This is a genomic window from Pseudomonas sp. CGJS7 (assembly GCF_036961695.1).
The window spans coordinates 1-18,306 of sequence record NZ_JBAMDI010000106.1 but is presented as its reverse complement, the minus strand read 5'-3'; the positions used below and the strand labels follow the sequence as shown (position 1 = coordinate 18,306).

The following is an 18,306-nucleotide window of genomic DNA, read 5'->3' as shown; positions in this document are numbered from 1 at the left end:
CTCGCGCACCGTCCGTGCAAGTTTCCAGCGAGCCTATGCGCTCGCCGTCACGGTTGGAACCGATGCGGGGTATGTTCAGAGACTAGGTTTTGTTGGCTTAAGTGGCCTGGATCGATAGAAAAACTATTGCGGCGGTGCAGCATCGGAGCGGGGGCTGTGGTCGCCAAAGACCCGTCATTGCCTGCCATTCGATACCCCGCCATTCGTCACCCCGTCATTCCGGCGAAAGCCGGAATCCATTTTGATCTTGATCTCGGCCGCACCCGCGTCGATGGCGTGGAGTACGCGCAAAGTCAAAATGGATTCCGGCTTTCGCCGGAATGACGGTGAGGTGGGGGGGCGGTGATTGGGTGGGATCGAAGGGCGAGGCGGGGTGGCTACTACGCCCCGACCCCGACCACCTTGCGGCTTTCGCGCAAGAACGCCGTCACCAGCCGCACCCGCACGCTCGAACGCGACCAGACGATGCCGATGCAGCGCTTGGCCGAGGCATCGGGCAGCGGAATGCGCGCGAGCTTCAGGCCTTCCGGCCACGGCGGCGCCCAGTCGGGCACCAGCGACACGCCCAGGCCGCGGTCGACCATCACCGCGATCGCGTTGAGCGCGTTCAATTCGAAACGCTCGCGCGGCACGATGTTGGATTGGCGTAGGTATTCGTCGGCCTGGCGGCCGCCCCAATGGTGACGGTCGTAACGGATCAGCGGCTGGGTCTTGAGCAACTCGTGCGGATCGCGGTCGGCCATGCTCGCCGGCGCCAGCACGATCAGCGGCTCCTCGCGCAGCAACTGCCACTCGCAGGTCTTGGGCAGCGGGAACGGCGCCTGCAGCACCACCGCCGCATCGACGTCGCCCTTTTCCACGCTGTGATACAGGTCGGCCGAGTAACCGGGCTGGATGAACACATTGATGCCGGGAAACGACTCGACCATGCGCGCGAGCACGTCCGGCAGCATCCCCGCCAGCGCGGTCGGGCACGCGCCCAGGCGCAGCTCGCCGGCGACGTCGCTTTCGTTGGCGACGCTGCGCAGGTCGGCGACGTTGCGCAGCAGCTCGCGGGTGCGCGGCAAGATCCGCGCGCCTTCCTCGGTGACGCTGACGGTGCGGCCGACGCGGGCGATCAACGGCGCGCCGATCTCGCGTTCCAGCGTGCGGATCTGCTGCGCGACCGCGGCCGGGGTGATGTTGAGCACGCGCGCGGCGGCGGCCATCGAACCCTGGTCGACCACGGTGACGAACGTGTTTAGGAATTGGGTTTCCACGAGGCCCCGCTGGTTGATGTCGGCAGGCTACCCGAGCGCCGTGCCCCATGCCACGCCCGTTGTGTCGGACGGCGCATTGTCGGAGCCAAGCGGAACCTGCGTGTGAATATAGTCGCCGCGTCTTGGCGCTGCGGCGCGCTCGGCGAACAATCGGCGCGAATTTCATCCGTCATCGGAACGCCGCCATGCCGTACCCCGTCGCCAGCCCGGAGCAGATCGCCTTCTTCGCCGAACACGGGTATCTGGTGGTGCGCCAGGCGCTGCCGGAAGACGAACTGGATCGGATCGAAGCCCACTGCGATCTGTTGCTCGCCGACAAAGAACGGCTGGCCAACGATTGGGCCTGGGACAGCAGCGAAAGCAAGGAGCAACGTTCGTTCCGGATCGTGCAGTCCTCGCCGACCCTGGTGTGGCCGCAGATCGCCGAGCAGCCCTATCGCGCCTGGCTGGCGAGTTTCGCCACCTCGTTGATGTCGCGCGAGATGGCGTTCTGGTACGACCAGTTTCTGGGCAAGCCGCCGGGCAAGAGTGCGCCGACCTATTGGCATCAGGACGAAGGCTACTGGGGCGGCAATCTGTTCGATCGCGGCATCACCGGCTGGATTCCGCTGCAGGACGTGGACACGGTCAACGGCTGCATGCATTTCATCGACGGCGGCCACCGCGAGGGCGTGTTGACCCATCGCCTGGTCGAGGGCGTGAAAAGCGATCTGCTGATGTGCGAGGTCGATCAGGGCCGCGCGGTGGCCTGCCCGATGGCGCGCGGCGATGTCGCCTTCCACCATTCCAAGACCCCGCACATGAGCAACGCCAACACCGGGCCGGCCTGGCGCAAAGCGGTGACCAATCATTTGCAGGTCGCCGGCACCGGCGGTTCGGGCGATCACTATCCGTGGCGGGTGAAGGTCAATCAGGTCACCGGCGAGCGCACGGTGCCGAGCGGTTCGCACGATCCGGGCATGGGTGGAATGGGCGGCATGGGCGGTCCTTCGCGCTGAACGCGCGCGGCGGCGGGCTTTCGATTCGCCGCCGCTTCTTTCTACGATGATTCTCCGGACGGGGCCATCGGTCCCTGTTCCTCGGCTGCGCTCGCGCCGCGGCCGAACCCGCCGCGCCATCGGCGCGGCGTTGCACGCATCGTCGCGAGTTCGCGCGGCGGTGCTCAATCTGCGACCTTGTCGCGAAAGATCGTCAATCCCTTCAACGACTGCGGCGGCGGCGGGAAGCACAGGCTGGCCGCGTAACCGATGACGATGCACAGCAGGATCGAGATCGCCAGGTAGTAGTACGGGTGCACCATCTGCAGCGTCCAGATCCCCAGGGTCAGCACGATGCTGCCGGCGATGCCGATCGCCACGCCCTGCCAGTTGGCGCGGCGGGTGAACATGCCCAGGGTGTAGGCACCGGCGAAACCGCCGCCGAGCAAACCGGCCAGTTCGATCGACAGATCGAACAATGAGTGAATGTCGAACTTCGACAGCAACAGCGCGGTGCCGATGCCGATCAGGCCGACCAGCACGGTCATCACCTCGGCGAAGAACACGCTCTGCTTGGGCGTGCGGTTCTTGGCCAGCTTGTCGTAGAAGTCGACCGAAATCAGCGTGGCCACCGAGTTCATGATCCCCGACAAGGTCGCCATCGCCGCGGCGAAGATGCCGGCGATGATCAGCCCGGTCACGCCCACCGGCAACTCGGCGGCGATGAACATCGGGAAGGTCGCGTCGATCGGCAGCAGCGGGTTCATCCGCTCGGGGTGGTTCTGGTAGTACACGAACAACGAAGTGCCGATGGTGTAGAAGATGATGCCGCCGGGAATGGTGATCGCGGCGAAGGCCCAGATCGAACGGCCGGCTTCCTTGTCGGACTTGGTCGACAAGGTGCGCTGCATCAGCACCTGATCCTTGGGGAAGGTCAGCACCACCTCGAACACCACCAGGAAGATGAAGCCCCAGACCGTGGCCTTGGTCAGGTCGAAGCTGAAATCGAAGGTGTGCATCTTGTCCAGCGCCATCGCGGTGGACCAGTACTGTTCGAAGCCGCCGGGCAGATGCCAGATCATGTAGCCGATGGCGAACACCGCGCCGCCCATCTTGACGATCACCTGCACGAAGTCGGTCCAGATCACCGCCTTCATCCCGCCCATGGCGGTGTAGACGATGGTGAAACCGCCCATCAGGATCACGCTCCAGAACACGCTGATGCCGGTGATGGTGGCGATGCCCAGCGCGGGCAGGAACAGGATCACGCTCATGCGGCTGCCGATCTGCACCACGATGCACAGCGCGCTGGCGAGCATGCGGATGGTCGGGTGGAAGCGCGTTTCCAGGTACGAGAACACCGACATCAAGTCCAGCCGGCGCAGCAACGGCACGATCCACACCGCCACGAACATCAGCCCGAACACGGCGATGATGTTGTTGGCGAAGTACTGCCAGTTGGTCTCGAAGGCCTTGGCCGGAATGGCGATGAAGCTGATCGAGCTGGTGTTGGCCGCGTACAGGCTGATGCCGGCGGCCCAGAACGGAATGCTGCGGCCGCCGACGAAGAAGCTGCTGGTCGAGCCGCGCTTCTCGCGCAGATAGAAATACAGGCCGATGCCGATCATGCCGACCAGATAGACCACGATCACCACCCAATCCAGCCAGTGCAGCCCGAGCTTGCTGGCGCGGACCTGGGCGGTGGCGAATTCGGTCTGCGCGCCGTCGGCGGACGCGCGCGTCCAGGCCACGCCGTCGGTCCAGGCCGCGGTGGCGCCGGCGTCGACGGGGATGTGTGCGCCGGGCAGATCGGCCCAGGCGTTGGTGATGGTCTGGTACATCGCCAGCCTGGCCGCGGCCTGCGGCGCGGCCGGGTCGATCAGCGGATACAGCACGTGCGCCTGACCGGTGGCGCGGCCGGCGCCGGCCAGCACCTGGCCGGGCACGCGCGCGACTTCGCTCCAGGTTTTGTCGGGCGACCAGCGCAGCATGCGGTCGGCGCCGCCGCCGGCATCGGCGACGATCAGGAACAGCGCGCGGGTCTGGGCGACCAGCGAACGCGGCGCGCCGCCGCCGCTCCAGCCCGGCAGCGCGGTCCAGGCCGCGCGCTGATCGAGCAGCGGCCGTTGGAACAGACGGCCGACGCCGTTGGCATCCACGCCGGCCACCGACAGGCTGTCGGCGGAGACGCTCGCGCGCAGTTGCGACAGCGCTTGCGGCAGCGCCGGCAGGGCCTGCAATCGCAGCGCGCCGTCGTCGGCATCGATCTGGGCGATGACGGCGGCGTTCGGTGCGCCGCCATTGAGATCCTTGGGCAGCACGAACGCGCGGGTGCCGTCGCCGATCAGCGCGCCGGCGTCGGCCGCGCCGGCGAATTGCAGCGGCAGCCAGCGTTCGCCTTTAACGTCCAAACGCCAGGCGCGATCGCTGGCGAGCGCGACGGTGCGGCCTTCGACCGTGGCCAATCCGATCACCCCGCCGGCCTGCAGCGCCGGCAACGAACCCGCGCGCAGCGGCGTCAGCGGTTCCGCGCCCAGCGGCGTCAGCGGTTCCGCGCCCAGCGGCGCGAACGCGCACAGGCCGGCGCACAACAGCGCGAACGCGACGCGAGCGCAGACCCTGCGGCCGGATCGCGCGAAAGCCAACAAGAATTGCGACATTCAGTCCCGCCCCGTGTTCGATGCGCGCCGCAGGCTGGCCGGGCGCGCTGGTGTTTCGCTCAAATCCGTCGTGTCTGAGCCGGCGCCGTTAGACTCCGCGCGGCTCGACTCCGCTTGTTTCAACCCGCCGCGGTCGAGCCGGCGCGGTTCGAACCGCCGCGCTTCAATGGCGCTCGGCCGAGGCCAGCAACGCCTGCGCGCGTTTGAGAAACGGCAAGTCGATCATGCGCCCATCGACCACGAATACGCCGCGTCCGCCGTCCGGCGCGGCGGCGGCCGCGGCGACGATCCGGCGCGCGTCGTCCAATTCGTCCGGCGTCGGCGCGAAGGCGGTGTTGGCCAAGGCGACCTGGCGCGGATGCAAACAGGTCTTGCCGATGAAGCCCAGCCGCCGCGCCATCCGCGCTTCGGCCACGTAGCCGGCTTCGTCGTGCAGGTCGGCGTAGGCGCTGTCGAGCGCGAACACGCCGGCCGCCGCGGCGGCCAGGCGCATGGAGAACATCGCCGCGTGCACGTTGGCCGGCTCATAGCGGGCGATGCCCGGGGCCTCGAACAGATCGGCCAGACCCAATTGCAGACCGGCCACGCGCGGATGCGCGGCGGCGATCTCGGCGGCGTGGGTGAGCGCGCGCGGGGTTTCGATATTGACCAGCAGCCGGATCGGCCGGCTAACGCCGTTGGCCGCCTCGGCGCGCTCGATCGTCGCCACGGCGGCGCGCAGCGACTGCGCCGATTCGATCTTGGGCAGATTGATCAGGGCCACGCCGTCGCGCGCGACCGCGGCGATGTCGGCGTCGAAATGCGCCGATTCCGGGGCGTTGACCCGCACGATCATCAGCTTGCGCGACGCCGCGGCCGCCGCGGAGGCGACGAACGCGGCCACCGCGATGCGCGCGGCCGCCTTGCGGTCTTCGGCGACGGCGTCCTCCAGGTCCAGCGACAGCGCGTCGGCGTCGCCGGCTAGGGCTTTGTCGAACAGCTCCGGGCGCGCGCCGGGCACGAACAACTTGCTACGCATAAGGCCACCGCGGCGGTTTGCGAATCGTCATGGCCCCGGAGTGTGCGTCAAGCAAACAGTGGCAATCGCATAGGGGTCGCATGTTCAAACGATAGGGTTTGTATCGAGTGGGGCGGGGCGCTTTTGCTCGTCATCGCCGCGAAGGCGGGGATCCAGGGCTTTATCGCGACGTGGGTCTGAAGGCGAGCAAGAGCAAATCCCCCCCGGCCCCCCTTTTTCAAAGGGGGGAGTGCTTCGGGGGAGTGCTTCGTTGGGGGGCTTTTGGGGGGAGATGGAGGGGCTTTGGGGGCGCGATGCGATCCCGAACCCCCAATCCCGGCAATGCAGCCGATAATGGCCGCCTGTCCGCCCAGGCCGCTCCGCGCGCCGCTCACCGAGTCACCGATGACGTCCAGCTCCCGTTTCCCCGACTACCCCTTCCAGCCGCAGCGTTTCCAAGTCCGTCCGGGCATCGGCATGAGCTATCTCGACCAGGGCCCGCGCGACGGCGAGGTGGTGGTGATGCTGCACGGCAATCCGTCGTGGAGCTTCTACTGGCGCAAGCTGGTGCTGGGGCTGGAGGACCGCTACCGCTGCATCGTCCCCGACCACGTCGGCATGGGCCTGTCGGACAAACCCGACGACGCGGGCTACGAGTACACCCTGCAGTCGCGGGTCGACGACGTCGAACGGCTGCTCCAGCACCTGGGCATTACCGGCCCGATGACCCTGGCCGTGCACGATTGGGGCGGCGGCATCGGCTTCGGCTGGGGCCTGAAGCATTCCGAGCAGATCAAGCGCCTGGTCGTCACCAACACCGGCGCGTTCCCGCTGCCGGCGGCCAAGCCCTTGCCCAAGCGCCTGCGCCTGGGCCGCGATTCCTCGATCGGCACCGGCCTGATCCGCGGCTTCAACGCCTTCGCCGGCGGCGCCTCGCGCCTGGGCGTGGTCAAGCCGATGCCGGCCGACGTGCGCCGGGCCTATGTCGCGCCGTACGACAGCTGGGCCAACCGCATCGCCACCTCGCGCTTCGTCCAGGACATCCCGCTGGGCGAGGGCGACAAGGCCTGGCCGCTGGTGCAGGCGATGGGCCGCAAGCTGCCCGAGTACGCCGACCGCCCGGCCTTCATCGGCTGGGGCCTGGCCGATTTCGTGTTCGACCACCACTTCCTCAAAGGCTTCACCGACGCGCTGCCGCAAGCGCAGGTGCATGCCTTCAAGGACGCCGGGCATTACGTGCTGGAAGACAAGAGCGAGGTGTTGGTGCCGGAGATCCGCGCCTTCCTCGACCGCCATCCCCTGAGCTGAGCCGAGCATGGACGCCGCCGCACCCGCCGCCACCTGCAACATCGCCGCCGTGCTGCCCGGGCTGGCGGCGCAATCGCCGCAACGGGTGGCGATGCGTTGCCCCGGTAGCCGTCGCGCCGACGGCACCGCCAGTTACGACGTCGAGCTGACCTACGCGCAGTTGGATCAGCGCAGCGACGCCATCGCCGCGGGTCTGGCCCAGCGCGGCATCGTCCGCGGCACCCGTACCGCGGTGATGGTGCGGCCGTCGCCGGAATTCTTTCTGCTGATGTTCGCCCTGTTCAAGGCCGGCGCGGTGCCGGTGCTGATCGATCCGGGCATCGACAAGCGTGCGTTGCGCCAATGCCTGGACGAAGCCGCGCCGGAAGCCTTCATCGGCATTCCGTTGGCGCACATCGCGCGGGTGCTGCTGGGCTGGGCGAAGTCCGCGCGCATCCGCATCACCACCGGCAAGCGCGCGTTCCTCGCCGACGACACGCTGGAACGGGTCGAGCGCGCTGGCGCGGGCACTGGTTCGCAATTGGCGAATACCCAGCCCGATGAAGTTGCCGCGATCGTGTTCACCAGCGGTTCGACCGGGGTGCCCAAGGGCGTGGTGTTCCGCCATCGCCACTTCGTCGCCCAGATCGACATGATGGGCAAGGCCTTCGGCATTGTCCCCGGCGGCGTGGATATGCCGACGTTTCCGCCGTTCGCCTTGTTCGATCCGGCGCTGGGCCTGACCTCGGTCATTCCCGACATGGACCCGACCCGCCCGGCACAGGCCGATCCGGTCAAATTGCTCGAAGCGATCGCCCGTTTCGGCTGCGACCAGTTGTTCGGATCGCCGGCGTTGATGGCGGTGCTGGCCAAGCACGGCCAGCCGTTGCCGACGGTCAAGCGGGTCACCTCGGCCGGCGCGCCGGTGCCGCCGGACACGGTCGCGCGCCTGCGCGAGCTGTTGCCCGACGACGCCCAGTTCTGGACCCCGTACGGCGCCACCGAATGCCTGCCGGTGGCGGTGATCGAAGGCCGCGAGTTGCAGTCCACCCGCGCCGCCACCGAAGCCGGTGCGGGTACTTGCGTGGGGCGCGCGGTCGAAGGCAATCAGGTGCGGATTATCCGCATCGACGATGCGGCCATCGCGCAATGGTCCGACGATCTGGTGCTCGGCGCCGGCGTGGTCGGCGAGATCACCGTGGCTGGCCCGACCGCCACCGACAGCTATTTCAACCGCGACGCGATGACCCGGCTGGCGAAGATCCGCGAAACCGCCGACGGCGTCGAACGCATCGTCCACCGCATGGGCGATGTGGGTTACCTGGATGAGCAGGGCCGGCTGTGGTTCTGCGGCCGCAAGACCCACCGGGTCGAAACCGCGACCGGCCCGCTGTACACCGAGCAGGTCGAACCGGTGTTCAACACCCATCCCAAGGTGCGCCGCACCGCGCTGGTCGGCACCGGCGCGTCCGGCGCGCAGCGGCCGCTGCTGTGGGTGGAGCTGCACCAGCCGCGGATCGGCGACACCGAGCGCAAGCGCATCGTCGAGGAACTGCGCGAGATCGGCGCCCGGCACGCGCACACCGCCGGGATCGAGCGGATCCGGTTCCATCCGGGGTTTCCGGTGGATATCCGCCACAACGCCAAGATCGGGCGCGAGAAACTCGCGCTGCAGGCCCAGGCGACCGAGCTGCGCTAGCCGCGTGCGTGCGGGCAGGCTGCCGCCCCACTCACCGTCATTCCGGCGAAAGCCGGAACCCATTTTGATCTTGCCGTCGCTCCAAGCCCCAAACGGCAACAACAAAGTCAACGTCAAAATGGGTTCCGGCTTTCGCCGGAATGACGGTGGTAGTGAGTCTTGCGACGCAATGGGTCGCACAAGCGCAAGCGGCTCGCGCAACCGATCCCCCAGACCGCCCGCGATCGGGCTTACCATGGCCGTCCTTGTCCCCATCACTTCGAGGCCTGCGCGATGAAGGTTTTAGTCACCGGCGGCGGCGGTTTTCTCGGCCAGGCGCTGTGCCGCGGCCTGGTCGCGCGCGGGCACGAAGTGGTCAGCTTCAACCGCGGCCACTACCCGGCGCTGGATCCGCTCGGCGTGACCCAGATCCAGGGCGATCTGGCCGACCGCGCCGCGGTGCTCGCCGCCGCGCAAGGCGCGCAGGCGATCTTCCACAACGCCGCCAAGGCCGGCGCCTGGGGCAGCTACGACAGCTATCACCAAGCCAACGTGGTCGGCACCGAGAACGTGTTGGCGGCCTGCCGCGCGCATGCGATCGGCAAGCTGGTCTACACCTCCACCCCGAGCGTGACCCACCGCGCGACCCATCCGGTCGAAGGCGGCACCGCCGACAACGTGCCTTACGGCGAAGGCTTCAAGGCCGCCTACGCGACCACCAAGACCATCGCCGAAAAAGCCGTGCTCGCGGCCAACGACGCGCAACTGGCCACTGTCGCGCTGCGTCCGCGCCTGATCTGGGGCGTGGGCGACAATCAATTGCTGCCGCGTCTGGTCGAACGCGCCAACGCCGGCCGCCTGCGTTTCGTCGGCGACGGCAACAACCGCATCGACACCACGTATATCGACAACGCCGCGCAAGCGCATTTCGATGCCTTCGAACATCTCGCCCCGGGCGCGGCCTGCGCCGGTCGCGCGTACTTCATCAGCAACGGCGAACCCAAGACCTTGCGCGAAACCCTGAACGGTTTACTCGGCGCGGTCGGCGCGCCGCAGGTCGACAAGACCCTGCCGTTCGGCGCGGCCTACGCCATCGGCGCGGTCTGCGAAGGCCTGTGGCATGCGCTGCCGCTCAAGGGCGAGCCGCCGATGACGCGCTTTCTCGCCGAACAATTGTCGACCGCGCATTGGTACGACATGGCCCCGGCCACGCGCGATTTCGGTTACGTGCCCAAGGTCAGTTTTCACGAAGGCCTCACCCGGCTGAAGGCCGCCTGGACGTAAACGCCCGCCATCACCTTATGGCAACCCTCGCGCACACAGGATCGGATCAAGCCATCGGGAAGCGTTTCCCGATCGGCGCTCTCCCCTAAGGAGGTTTCCGATGCTGCACTATGCCGCCGTATTCTTCGTCATCGCCATCGTCGCCGCGGTCCTGGGTTTCACCGGTATCGCCGGCGCCGCCAGCAACATCGCCTGGGTGTTGTTCGTGGTGTTCGTGGTCCTGGCCATCGTCTCGCTGTTCCGCGGCCGCCGCGTCGCCTGACGCCGAACCACGCACCCGCTTGCCTGCGCGCTTGAGCCTGGGCCTGTGCGCCTAGCCGGACCGGAGCAGGGGGCTACAATGGCGGCATGACCGCCTCCGACCCCCTGTTCCTGTCCTCGCTCAAGCCCATGGCCGGGCGCGCGCTGGAAGCCGCGCTCAACCGCGCGCTGGCGCTGGATCCCGACACCCGCGACAGCCTGCGCGCGCTCGACGGCCGCAGCCTGGCGCTGCACCTGGACTCGCCGCCGCTGGCTTTGCGCATTGTGGTGGTCGGCGATCGGCTCGAAGTCGGGCCGGTGCGCGACAGCGACCAGCCTGATCTGTCGGTGCGCAGCACCTTGGGCGCGATCCTGTCGCAACTGCCGTCGCTGCTCGGCGCCGCGCGCAACGAACAAGCCGCGCCGGTCGGCAAACTGCGCATCGAAGGCGATGCGGACTTGGCCCGGCGTCTGCAACGGCTGGCCGAACGCTTCGATCCGGATTGGCAGCAACCCTTCGTCGCGGTGTTCGGCGAAGTTGCCGGCGTGCAGATCGCCAGCGGCGTGGCCGGCGCGCTGCGGCATGCGCGCGACGCCGCCGGCACCTTCGCCAGCAACGCCGCCGACTACGTCACCGAAGAATCGCGCGACGTGGTCCCGCGCGATGAACTCAACGCCTTCCACGACGACGTCGACGCGCTGCGCGACGATGTCGAGCGCGCCGCCGCGCGGTTGGCGCGCCTGCGCGAACGCGCGAGGCGCGCATGAGGTCGGCGCTGCGCGCCTGGCGCATCGGCCGCGTGCTGCTGCGCTACCGGCTCGATGCCTTGCTCGACGGCACCCCGGCCGAACGTTGGCTCAAGCTCGCGCGCCCGTTCGTGCCGCGCGCCTCGGCCGAAATCGCGGCGATGTCGCGCGGCGCGCGTTTGCGTCTGGTGTTGCAGGAACTCGGCCCGATCTTCGTCAAGTTCGGCCAGATCCTGTCGACCCGCCGCGATCTGGTCCCGCCCGACATCGCCATCGAACTGGCGCTGCTGCAGGACCGGGTCGCGCCGTTCGACGGCGAAACCGCGCGGCGCATCGTCGAGAGCGCGCTGGAACGCAAGATCGACGACGCGTTCGAACAGTTCGACATCGAGCCCCTGGCCTCGGCCTCGATCGCCCAGGTGCATGCGGCGCGGCTGCGCGCCGAAGCGGGCAAGCCGGCGCGCGAGGTGGTGGTCAAGGTGCTGCGCCCGGACATCGAGGGCAAGATCGCCGGCGACATCGCGCTGCTCAATGCCTTGGCCGCGCTGGTCGAGCGCGCCCATCCGGCCGCCGACAAGATCCGTCCGCGCGCGATCGTGGCCGAGATCGAAAGCACCCTGGCCGCGGAGCTGGACTTGCAGCGCGAAGGCGCCAACGCCAGCGTGTTGCGGCGGTTCTGGGCCGACAGCGACGACATGTACGTGCCCGAGGTGATCTGGTCGCACACCAGCGAACGCGCGCTGACCCTGGAGCGGGTGTACGGCATCCCCTCCGACGACATCGCCGCGCTCGACGCCGCCGGCATCGACCGCGCCGCGCTCGCGGCCAAGGGCGTGCGGGTGTTCTACACCCAGGTGTTCCGCGACAACTTCTTCCACGCCGACGCCCACGCCGGCAACATCTGGGTCGACAGCGACCCCGCGCGCCGGCGCAATCCGCGCTTCATCGCCCTGGATTTCGGGATCATGGGCCAGTTGTCGGACGAGGATCAGTACTACCTCGCCGAGAACTTCATGGCGATCTTCAACCGCGATTACCGCCGCATCGCCGAATTGCACGTGCAGGCCGGCTGGATCCCCGCGCACACCCGCATCGACGAACTGGAAGCGGCCACGCGCGCGGTGTGCGAGCCGTACTTCACCCGCCCGCTCAGCGAAATCTCGCTGGCCGAGGTGTTGGTGAAATTGTTCCGCACCGCCCAGCGTTACGAGCTGACCTTGCAGCCGCAGCTGATCTTGCTGCAGAAGACCTTGCTCAACATCGAAGGCGTCGGTCGCCTGCTCGATCCCAAGCTCGACATCTGGGCGGTGGCGCGGCCGGTGCTGCAGCGGATTCTGCTCGACCGCTACAGCCCGCAGCGTCTGGCCGGCGAATTCCGCAAGCGGTTGCCCGAGTTGGTGACGCGCGCGCCGGAAATGCCGCGCCTGCTGCATGCGTGGTTGAGCCAGCAGGTGTCGGGCCAGCACGAATTGAAGATGCGTTCGGCCGACATCACCGATCTCAACCGCACCATCAAGGACGCGGTGCGGCGCACGGTGGCGGCGATTCTGGGCACCGGCTTGTTGATCGTGGCGGCGGTGCTGTACGGATTGGAATCGGGCGGGCCGCGGTTCTGGTCGATTCCGGCGTCGTCGTGGATCGCGGGGTTGGGTGGGTTGTGGGCGTTGTTGGCGGCGTGGCCGCGGAGTCAGCGCTGAGGGGGGTGGCGAATTCGCCGTAGCGCGATCTGGTTGCTCTCTCGTTTCCGTCCTGCCTCGTTCCCTCCCGAAGTTCCCCCTTCGTTCCAACCCGGAAGTTCCCCCCTTTGAAAAAGGGGGGCAGGGGGGATTTGCTTTTGCTTTTGCTTTCACCTGCGCGCGATTCTCAGCGCGAAAGGCAAAAGCAAATCCCCCCTAGCCCCCCTTTTTCAAAGGGGGGAATCCGCGTTTGGGGGGGTATTGGCGTCGGGTTACTTCTCGCCCGCCGACACCTTCGACGGCGCCTTGCCCTTGGCCGCGGCGAAATCGCCGGCGGTGTAAACGCTGAAACGCTCCGGCTTGAGATGCTTGCGGATCGCCGCGTTCACCGACTCCACCGTCAACGCCTTGAACTTCGCATCCATATCCGCGACGAAGCCCATATCGCGGCCGTAGAACAGATTGCTCGCCAGCGTCGCCGCGATCGACGGATCGGCGGCCAGCGCCTGCTCGCGCTGGGTCAACAGCCCCGACACCGCGTCGCGCAGTTCCTCGGCGCCGACGCCGTCCTTGACCAGCCGCGCCAGTTCCTCGCGCATCGCCCGTTCGACCCGGTCCATGTTCTCCGGCGCGGCGATCGCCTGCACCGACCAACTGCCGGCGTCGTCGCGGTTGTCGCGGCTGGCGTCGGCGTCGATGTCGCTGGACACGCTGTAGCTCAGGCCTTCCTTCTGGCGGATGCGGTCGCCCAGCCGCGATTTGATCGCGCCGCCGCCGAGAATGTAGTTGGCGGCGATCAACGCCGGGTAGTCGGCATCGGTGTCCTTGAGCGAGAGATTGACGTTGGCCAGCAGCACGCCGTTGGGTTTGTCCGGCGCCTCGAACCGGCGCTGCTCCGGCGCAATGTCGACGTAATGGGTGGCCACCGGCACGTAGGCGTGGTTGGGCTTCCAGTCGGCGAACAAGGTTTTCAGTTGCTGCTTGAGCGCGACCGGATCGAAGTCGCCGACCACGCTGATCTCGCCCTCGGCAGTACCGTAGTACTCGCGGTGGAAGGCGCGCACGTCTTCCAGCTTCAGCGCCTTGACCTCGACCAGCGACTGCTCGATGGTCTTGAAACGCAGCGGATGGCCGACCGGCCACGGATCGAAATGCTTGCCCAAGGCCTCGCCGGCCAGCGATGAAGGTTCTTGCCGCGACGCTTCCAGACCGGTGATCGCCTGCAGGCGGTACTGATCGAATTCGCTCTGCGGGAAGGTCGGCGTGCGCAGCACTTGCGCCGCCAGCGCGATCGACTCGGCCAGGCGATCGCGGCGGGTGGTCAGGCCGATGCGCGCGGACTGCATGCCGCCAACGATCCCCGCGGAGGTCTGCAAGGCCTCGAAGCGCGCGTCGATCTGCTCGCGGCTCAGGCCTTGGCTGCCGCGCATCAACAACGCGCCGGCGATGCTGGCGGCCGCGTCGCGACCCTTCAGCGAATCCAGATCGGCGAAATGGAAATTGGCGGTCAAGGTGACCAGCGCGCCGCGGGTCTTCTTCGGCAACAGCGCGATTTTCAGGCCTTTGCCGACGCCGGTGTCGAGGGTGAGGATTTCGGTGCGCGCCTGGATATTGGCCGGGCTGGGGTCGAAATGTTCGCCCGCCACCAACGGCGCGCGGCCGGTGTAGCCCTGCATCAGGCTGGCCGCGCTCGGCGCTTGGGCGATGTCCACCCGTTGCGGCGTCGGCGTGGGAACGAAGCGGCCGAAGGTGCGGTTGCTCGGTTGCAGATACTTGCGCGCCACCCGGTTGACGTCGTCGACGCCGAGCTTCTCCAGCGTGTCGCGGTAGTGGAAGTACAAACGCCAATCGCCGGCCGCGACCGACTCGGACAGGCTCATCGCGACGCCGGCGACGTTGCTGTAAGCGCGTTCGAAGGCGTTGCTGGCGCGCTGCTTGGCCGCGTCGACTTCCGCGGCGGTGATGGGCTTGTCTTGCAATCCTTCGAGTTGGTCGAGCAAGGCTTTTTCGGCTTTGGCCGCGTCGCCGTCCTTGGGTAGGGCCAGCATCGCGGTCAGCAGTCCCGGGTTGGACATTTCCTCGCTGCCTACGCCGACGTTCGCGGCCACGCCGGTTTCGACCAGGTTCTTATGCAGGCGGCCGCTGGGCACGTGGCCGAGGATGTCGCCGAGCAAGTACAGCGCCAGCGTGTCGGGATGGGTGGCGGCGGGTGTGTGGTACGCGGCCATCGCCAGGCGCAGATCGCCGACCCGACGCACGGTGACTTCGCGCTCGCCGTCCTGGGCCGGCTCGCGGGTGTAGAACGCGCGCATCGGTTCGGCCGGTTTGGCCAGCTTGTCGAAATGGCGCGCGACCGCGGCCAGGGTCTTGTCCGGATCGATCCGGCCGGCCAGCACCAAGGTGGCGTTGTCGGGTCGGTACCAGGCGCGGTAATACGCTTGCAGCCGTTCGATCGGAACGTTCTCGACGTCGCTGCGCGCGCCGATGGTGCTGTTGCCGTAGTGATGCCACAGGTACGCGGTCGAGCGCACCCGCTCGATCAGCGCCGAGACCGCGCTGTTCTCGCCGCTCTCCATCTCGTTGCGGACCACGGTCATCTCGCTGTCCAGATCGCTGCGCGCGATGTTGGAGGCGACCATGCGGTCGGCTTCCATGGCCAGCAGCCAATCCAGGGTGGCGTCGTTGGCGGGGAAGGAGGAGAAGTAGTTGGTGCGTTCTTGCCCGGTCTGGGCGTTGAAGTCGATGCCGCGCTTCTTCATCTCGCCGGGGATGTCGCGGTGGGTGGGCGTGCCCTTGAACAGCATGTGTTCGAGCAGATGGGCCATGCCGGTTTCGCCGTAATTCTCCTGCAGCGAGCCGACGTTGTAGATCAGGTTGACGGTGACCGTGGGCTGGGTCGCGTCGGGGAACAGCAGCACCCGCAGGCCGTTGCTCAGCCGGTACTCGCAGATGCCTTCCACGCAGGGCCCGGCGGCGATGCCGCGCGGCGGCGAGACTTGCGCGGCTTGGGCATAAGCGCCGCCCAGCGCCAGGCTTAGGGCGAAGGCGAGCGGAGCGGCGAGGGCGAGACGGCGTGGTTGCATGAAAATTCCCGTTAAGTGGATCGGCGCGACGGCGCGCAAGACTTTGAGCGCATGGAGCAATAGACGACACTAGCGGCCGATCACCCCAGCGCTTCAGCAGGCCGCATGCATCCGAGGTTCAGTTCCCCAACGCCGCCGCCGGCCGATGGCCAGGATATCGCCGCCACCCATCTGCCGGTGTTGCACGCCGATGAGGCTCTGGCGGTTATCGACAAGCCGGCGGGGCTGATGGTTCACGACAGCGCGCTGGCGCGCGGGGAAACCGACTTCGCCGCCGACCGCCTGCGCGAGCAGTTCGGCCGGCCGATCTTCCTGGTCCACCGGCTGGACCGCGCCACCAGCGGTTGCCTGCTGCTGGCCTTCGACCGCGAAACCGCCTCGGCGCTGGGCAAGGTGCTGATGTCGCGCGAGGTCGAAAAGGACTATCTGGCGGTGTGCCGCGGCTGGCCGGCGGAGCCGGCGTTCGAGGTCGATCACGATCTCGACGGCGGCCCGGGCAAACCGCTGAAGAAGCCGGCGCAGACCCGTTTTGAGGTGTTGGCGCGGACCGAACTGGCGGTGCCGGGTTCGGGCTTTGACACCTCGCGTTACGCGCTGCTGCGGGCGCAGCCGCTGACCGGACGGTTCCGCCAGATCCGCCGCCATCTCAAGCACCTTTCGCATCACCTGATCGGCGACACCAGCCACGGCGACGGCCGCCACAACCGCACCTTCCGCATGCTCGGCATTCACCGCATGTTGCTGCACGCGCAGCGCTTGGCGTTCGTGCATCCGCGCAGCGGCGAGCGGATCGAAGTGATCGCGCCGGCGCAGGCGGACAGCGAGTTCGCCAAGGCCTTGGCCTTGTTCCCGGCGCCGCCGTCGGATTGACGGCGGCGCGATTGCGCCTAATCGGGCGGACTCAGGGCGACTTGGAGCGGGCCGCGTCCGGCGGCGAGGGCGGCGCCGGCGGCGCGGGCGGGTTGGCTTGTTGCAACTGCTTGGTTTCGCGCTGCAAGTCCTGACGCACCTGCTCGAACAGGTTTTTCATCAGCGGCTGCATTTCCTGCATGGTCAGACCGATCGCGCGCGGCATCTTGTCGAGCACCGCGCGCCCGCCCGGCGATTCGTAGAACTCGATCATCGTCTGCACTTCGTTTTCCTCGAACACCTCGCGATACACCTTGCGGTAGATCGGCGCGATGTTTTCCCAGGCCAGACTCTGATCGACCCGCGCCATGGTCTTGTCCATCATCCGTTTCAGTTCCGCGCGCTGGGCGTCGTTGAGCTGGCCGCCGGTCATCGACTCGGCCATGGTCTGCGAAGAGCCGCGCATCTGCGCGACCATTTCGCTCTTCATCCGCTCGTAGTTCATCGACCGCATCAAACGGTCGATCTGCGCGTCGCTGGGCGGCTTGGCGAAGACGGGCATCGCGCACAGCGCCAGCGACAGCAGGGCCGCGAGCGAGTGGGGTCGGTAGCATCTGGACATGGGCTTCCTCCTTGAATGGAGGCCCATGGTCCCGGTCCGGGCCGGGGCGGTCAATCGGAACGATCGGCGCGCGGATGGGCCGGCCCGTCCGCGCGTGCGCGACTCAGGGCCGCGGCGGCGGCGCTTGCCGGTAAATGATCTTCGGCTGGGTCGCGCGCAGGATCGCCGCGTTGGCGATGTCCTGCACCACCGACAAGCCCAGCGCTTGCCCGGTGCTCATGCCCGCGCCTTGCGCAGAGCCGCTTTGGGAATAGTCGCCTTGCGAGTAGCCGCCTTGCGAGTAGCCGCTCTGCGGCGAGCCGCCGTAGGGATCGGCGTCGCCGGGATAGGCGTTGTTCTGCGGGTAGGCGTTGCCTTGTTGCTGCGGGTAGCCCTGCTGCGGATAGCTCTGTTGGGGATAGGCCGGCTGCGGGTAGGACTGCGGATAGGCGCGCCGCTGCGGCGCACGGTTCTGCGGCGGCGGGTTGGCGATCGGCCTGCCGCCGCGGGTGATTTCTTCGAGCACGTAACGGCCCTCGGGCGTGCTCAGCAGCTCATCGATGGCGCGTTGGTCCAGGCCGCCGTTGCCGCCGCGGCCGGGATTGCTGTAGTTGGCGCCGGCGCCGCTGCTGGGCATGGCGTCGAAGGCGTTCTGCAACTGCCGCAGCAGTTGGGTCTGCTGCTCGGTGAACTGGCCCAGGATCTGCTGATCGGTGGCGTTGGCGCTGCGGCCGACCAGCGACTCGGCCACCGACTGCGCCGACTGGGTCATCCGGCGCTGGAAGCGTGGGTCGTCGATCCGGCGGTAGTTGGCGTTGGCAGGGTCGGAGCGTTGATCGATGGCCTGTGCCGACACCGCCGGCGCGGCCAGCAGGGCGGCGACGAGCAGTGGCAGGGACAGCGGCGCGAGGCGCGGCGATGGGGGCTGGCGCTTCATGCGGATTCCTCCTTGGACCGATGCGGGCATG

At 67.8% G+C, this 18,306-nt stretch carries 15 protein-coding genes; 9 read left to right on the top strand and 6 right to left on the bottom strand.

Translation table 11 applies throughout. The features are described 5' to 3' along the window. Positions 1-156 precede the first annotated feature (156 nt). On the top strand, positions 157-324 hold the full coding sequence (locus tag V7787_RS39770; protein WP_336093126.1) for a hypothetical protein: 168 nt from the start codon (positions 157-159) through the stop codon (positions 322-324). Positions 325-380: 56 nt separating this feature from the next. Here V7787_RS39770 and V7787_RS39765 read toward each other — a convergent pair whose 3' ends face one another. Beyond that, entirely contained in the window at positions 381-1,259 is an 879-nt protein-coding gene (locus V7787_RS39765; protein ID WP_336093124.1) for a LysR family transcriptional regulator, read from the bottom strand. 185 nt (positions 1,260-1,444) lie between these two features. Between V7787_RS39765 and V7787_RS39760 the strand changes: the two genes are divergently transcribed. Next, positions 1,445-2,257 carry a phytanoyl-CoA dioxygenase family protein gene (locus V7787_RS39760; protein WP_336093123.1) on the top strand — a complete coding sequence of 271 codons (813 nt, stop codon included), beginning with the start codon at positions 1,445-1,447 and terminating at the stop codon, positions 2,255-2,257. Between the two features lie 164 nt (positions 2,258-2,421). Here V7787_RS39760 and V7787_RS39755 read toward each other — a convergent pair whose 3' ends face one another. Both V7787_RS39755 and V7787_RS39750 read right to left on the bottom strand, forming a co-directional pair. Further along, positions 2,422-4,896 carry a sodium:solute symporter gene (locus tag V7787_RS39755; protein ID WP_336093121.1) on the bottom strand — a complete coding sequence of 825 codons (2,475 nt, stop codon included), beginning with the start codon at positions 4,894-4,896 and terminating at the stop codon, positions 2,422-2,424. Positions 4,897-5,059: 163 nt separating this feature from the next. After that, a complete protein-coding gene (locus V7787_RS39750; RefSeq protein ID WP_336093119.1) occupies positions 5,060-5,914 on the bottom strand; it encodes an HpcH/HpaI aldolase/citrate lyase family protein in 855 nt (284 codons plus the stop codon). 384 nt (positions 5,915-6,298) lie between these two features. On the opposite strand from V7787_RS39750, the gene V7787_RS39745 reads away from it, so the two are divergent. The 6 genes from V7787_RS39745 (at position 6,299) to ubiB (ending at position 12,826) form a co-directional block, all read left to right on the top strand. Beyond that, a complete protein-coding gene (locus V7787_RS39745; protein ID WP_336093118.1) occupies positions 6,299-7,201 on the top strand; it encodes an alpha/beta fold hydrolase in 903 nt (300 codons plus the stop codon). A gap of 7 nt (positions 7,202-7,208) precedes the next feature. Next, complete coding sequence (gene oleC / locus V7787_RS39740) at positions 7,209-8,879, top strand: olefin beta-lactone synthetase (protein WP_336093117.1); 1,671 nt, start codon at positions 7,209-7,211, stop codon at positions 8,877-8,879. A gap of 273 nt (positions 8,880-9,152) precedes the next feature. Further along, entirely contained in the window at positions 9,153-10,142 is a 990-nt protein-coding gene (oleD, locus tag V7787_RS39735; protein ID WP_336093116.1) for a 2-alkyl-3-oxoalkanoate reductase, read from the top strand. Between the two features lie 100 nt (positions 10,143-10,242). Further along, entirely contained in the window at positions 10,243-10,404 is a 162-nt protein-coding gene (locus V7787_RS39730) for a DUF1328 domain-containing protein (protein ID WP_336093114.1), read from the top strand. Between the two features lie 86 nt (positions 10,405-10,490). Next, on the top strand, positions 10,491-11,150 hold the full coding sequence (locus V7787_RS39725) for a ubiquinone biosynthesis accessory factor UbiJ (RefSeq protein ID WP_336093113.1): 660 nt from the start codon (positions 10,491-10,493) through the stop codon (positions 11,148-11,150). After that, the gene (gene ubiB / locus V7787_RS39720) at positions 11,147-12,826 is read left to right on the top strand and encodes a ubiquinone biosynthesis regulatory protein kinase UbiB (protein ID WP_336093112.1); all 1,680 of its coding nucleotides are present in this window, start codon (positions 11,147-11,149) and stop codon (positions 12,824-12,826) included. Before V7787_RS39725 ends, ubiB begins: the two co-directional genes overlap by 4 nt. A 251-nt stretch (positions 12,827-13,077) precedes the next feature. Here ubiB and V7787_RS39715 read toward each other — a convergent pair whose 3' ends face one another. Further along, positions 13,078-15,888 (bottom strand): M16 family metallopeptidase, encoded by a 2,811-nt coding sequence (locus V7787_RS39715; RefSeq protein WP_336093111.1) that lies wholly within the window; start codon positions 15,886-15,888, stop codon positions 13,078-13,080. Between the two features lie 105 nt (positions 15,889-15,993). Here V7787_RS39715 and V7787_RS39710 point away from each other — a divergent pair, with 105 nt between their 5' ends. Next, on the top strand, positions 15,994-16,758 hold the full coding sequence (locus V7787_RS39710) for a pseudouridine synthase (RefSeq protein ID WP_336093110.1): 765 nt from the start codon (positions 15,994-15,996) through the stop codon (positions 16,756-16,758). Between the two features lie 31 nt (positions 16,759-16,789). Here the strand turns inward: V7787_RS39710 and V7787_RS39705 are convergent, their stop codons facing one another. Beyond that, a complete protein-coding gene (locus V7787_RS39705; protein ID WP_336093109.1) occupies positions 16,790-17,359 on the bottom strand; it encodes a DUF2059 domain-containing protein in 570 nt (189 codons plus the stop codon). 103 nt (positions 17,360-17,462) lie between these two features. Further along, positions 17,463-18,275 carry a hypothetical protein gene (locus V7787_RS39700; RefSeq protein ID WP_336093108.1) on the bottom strand — a complete coding sequence of 271 codons (813 nt, stop codon included), beginning with the start codon at positions 18,273-18,275 and terminating at the stop codon, positions 17,463-17,465. Positions 18,276-18,306 lie beyond the last annotated feature (31 nt).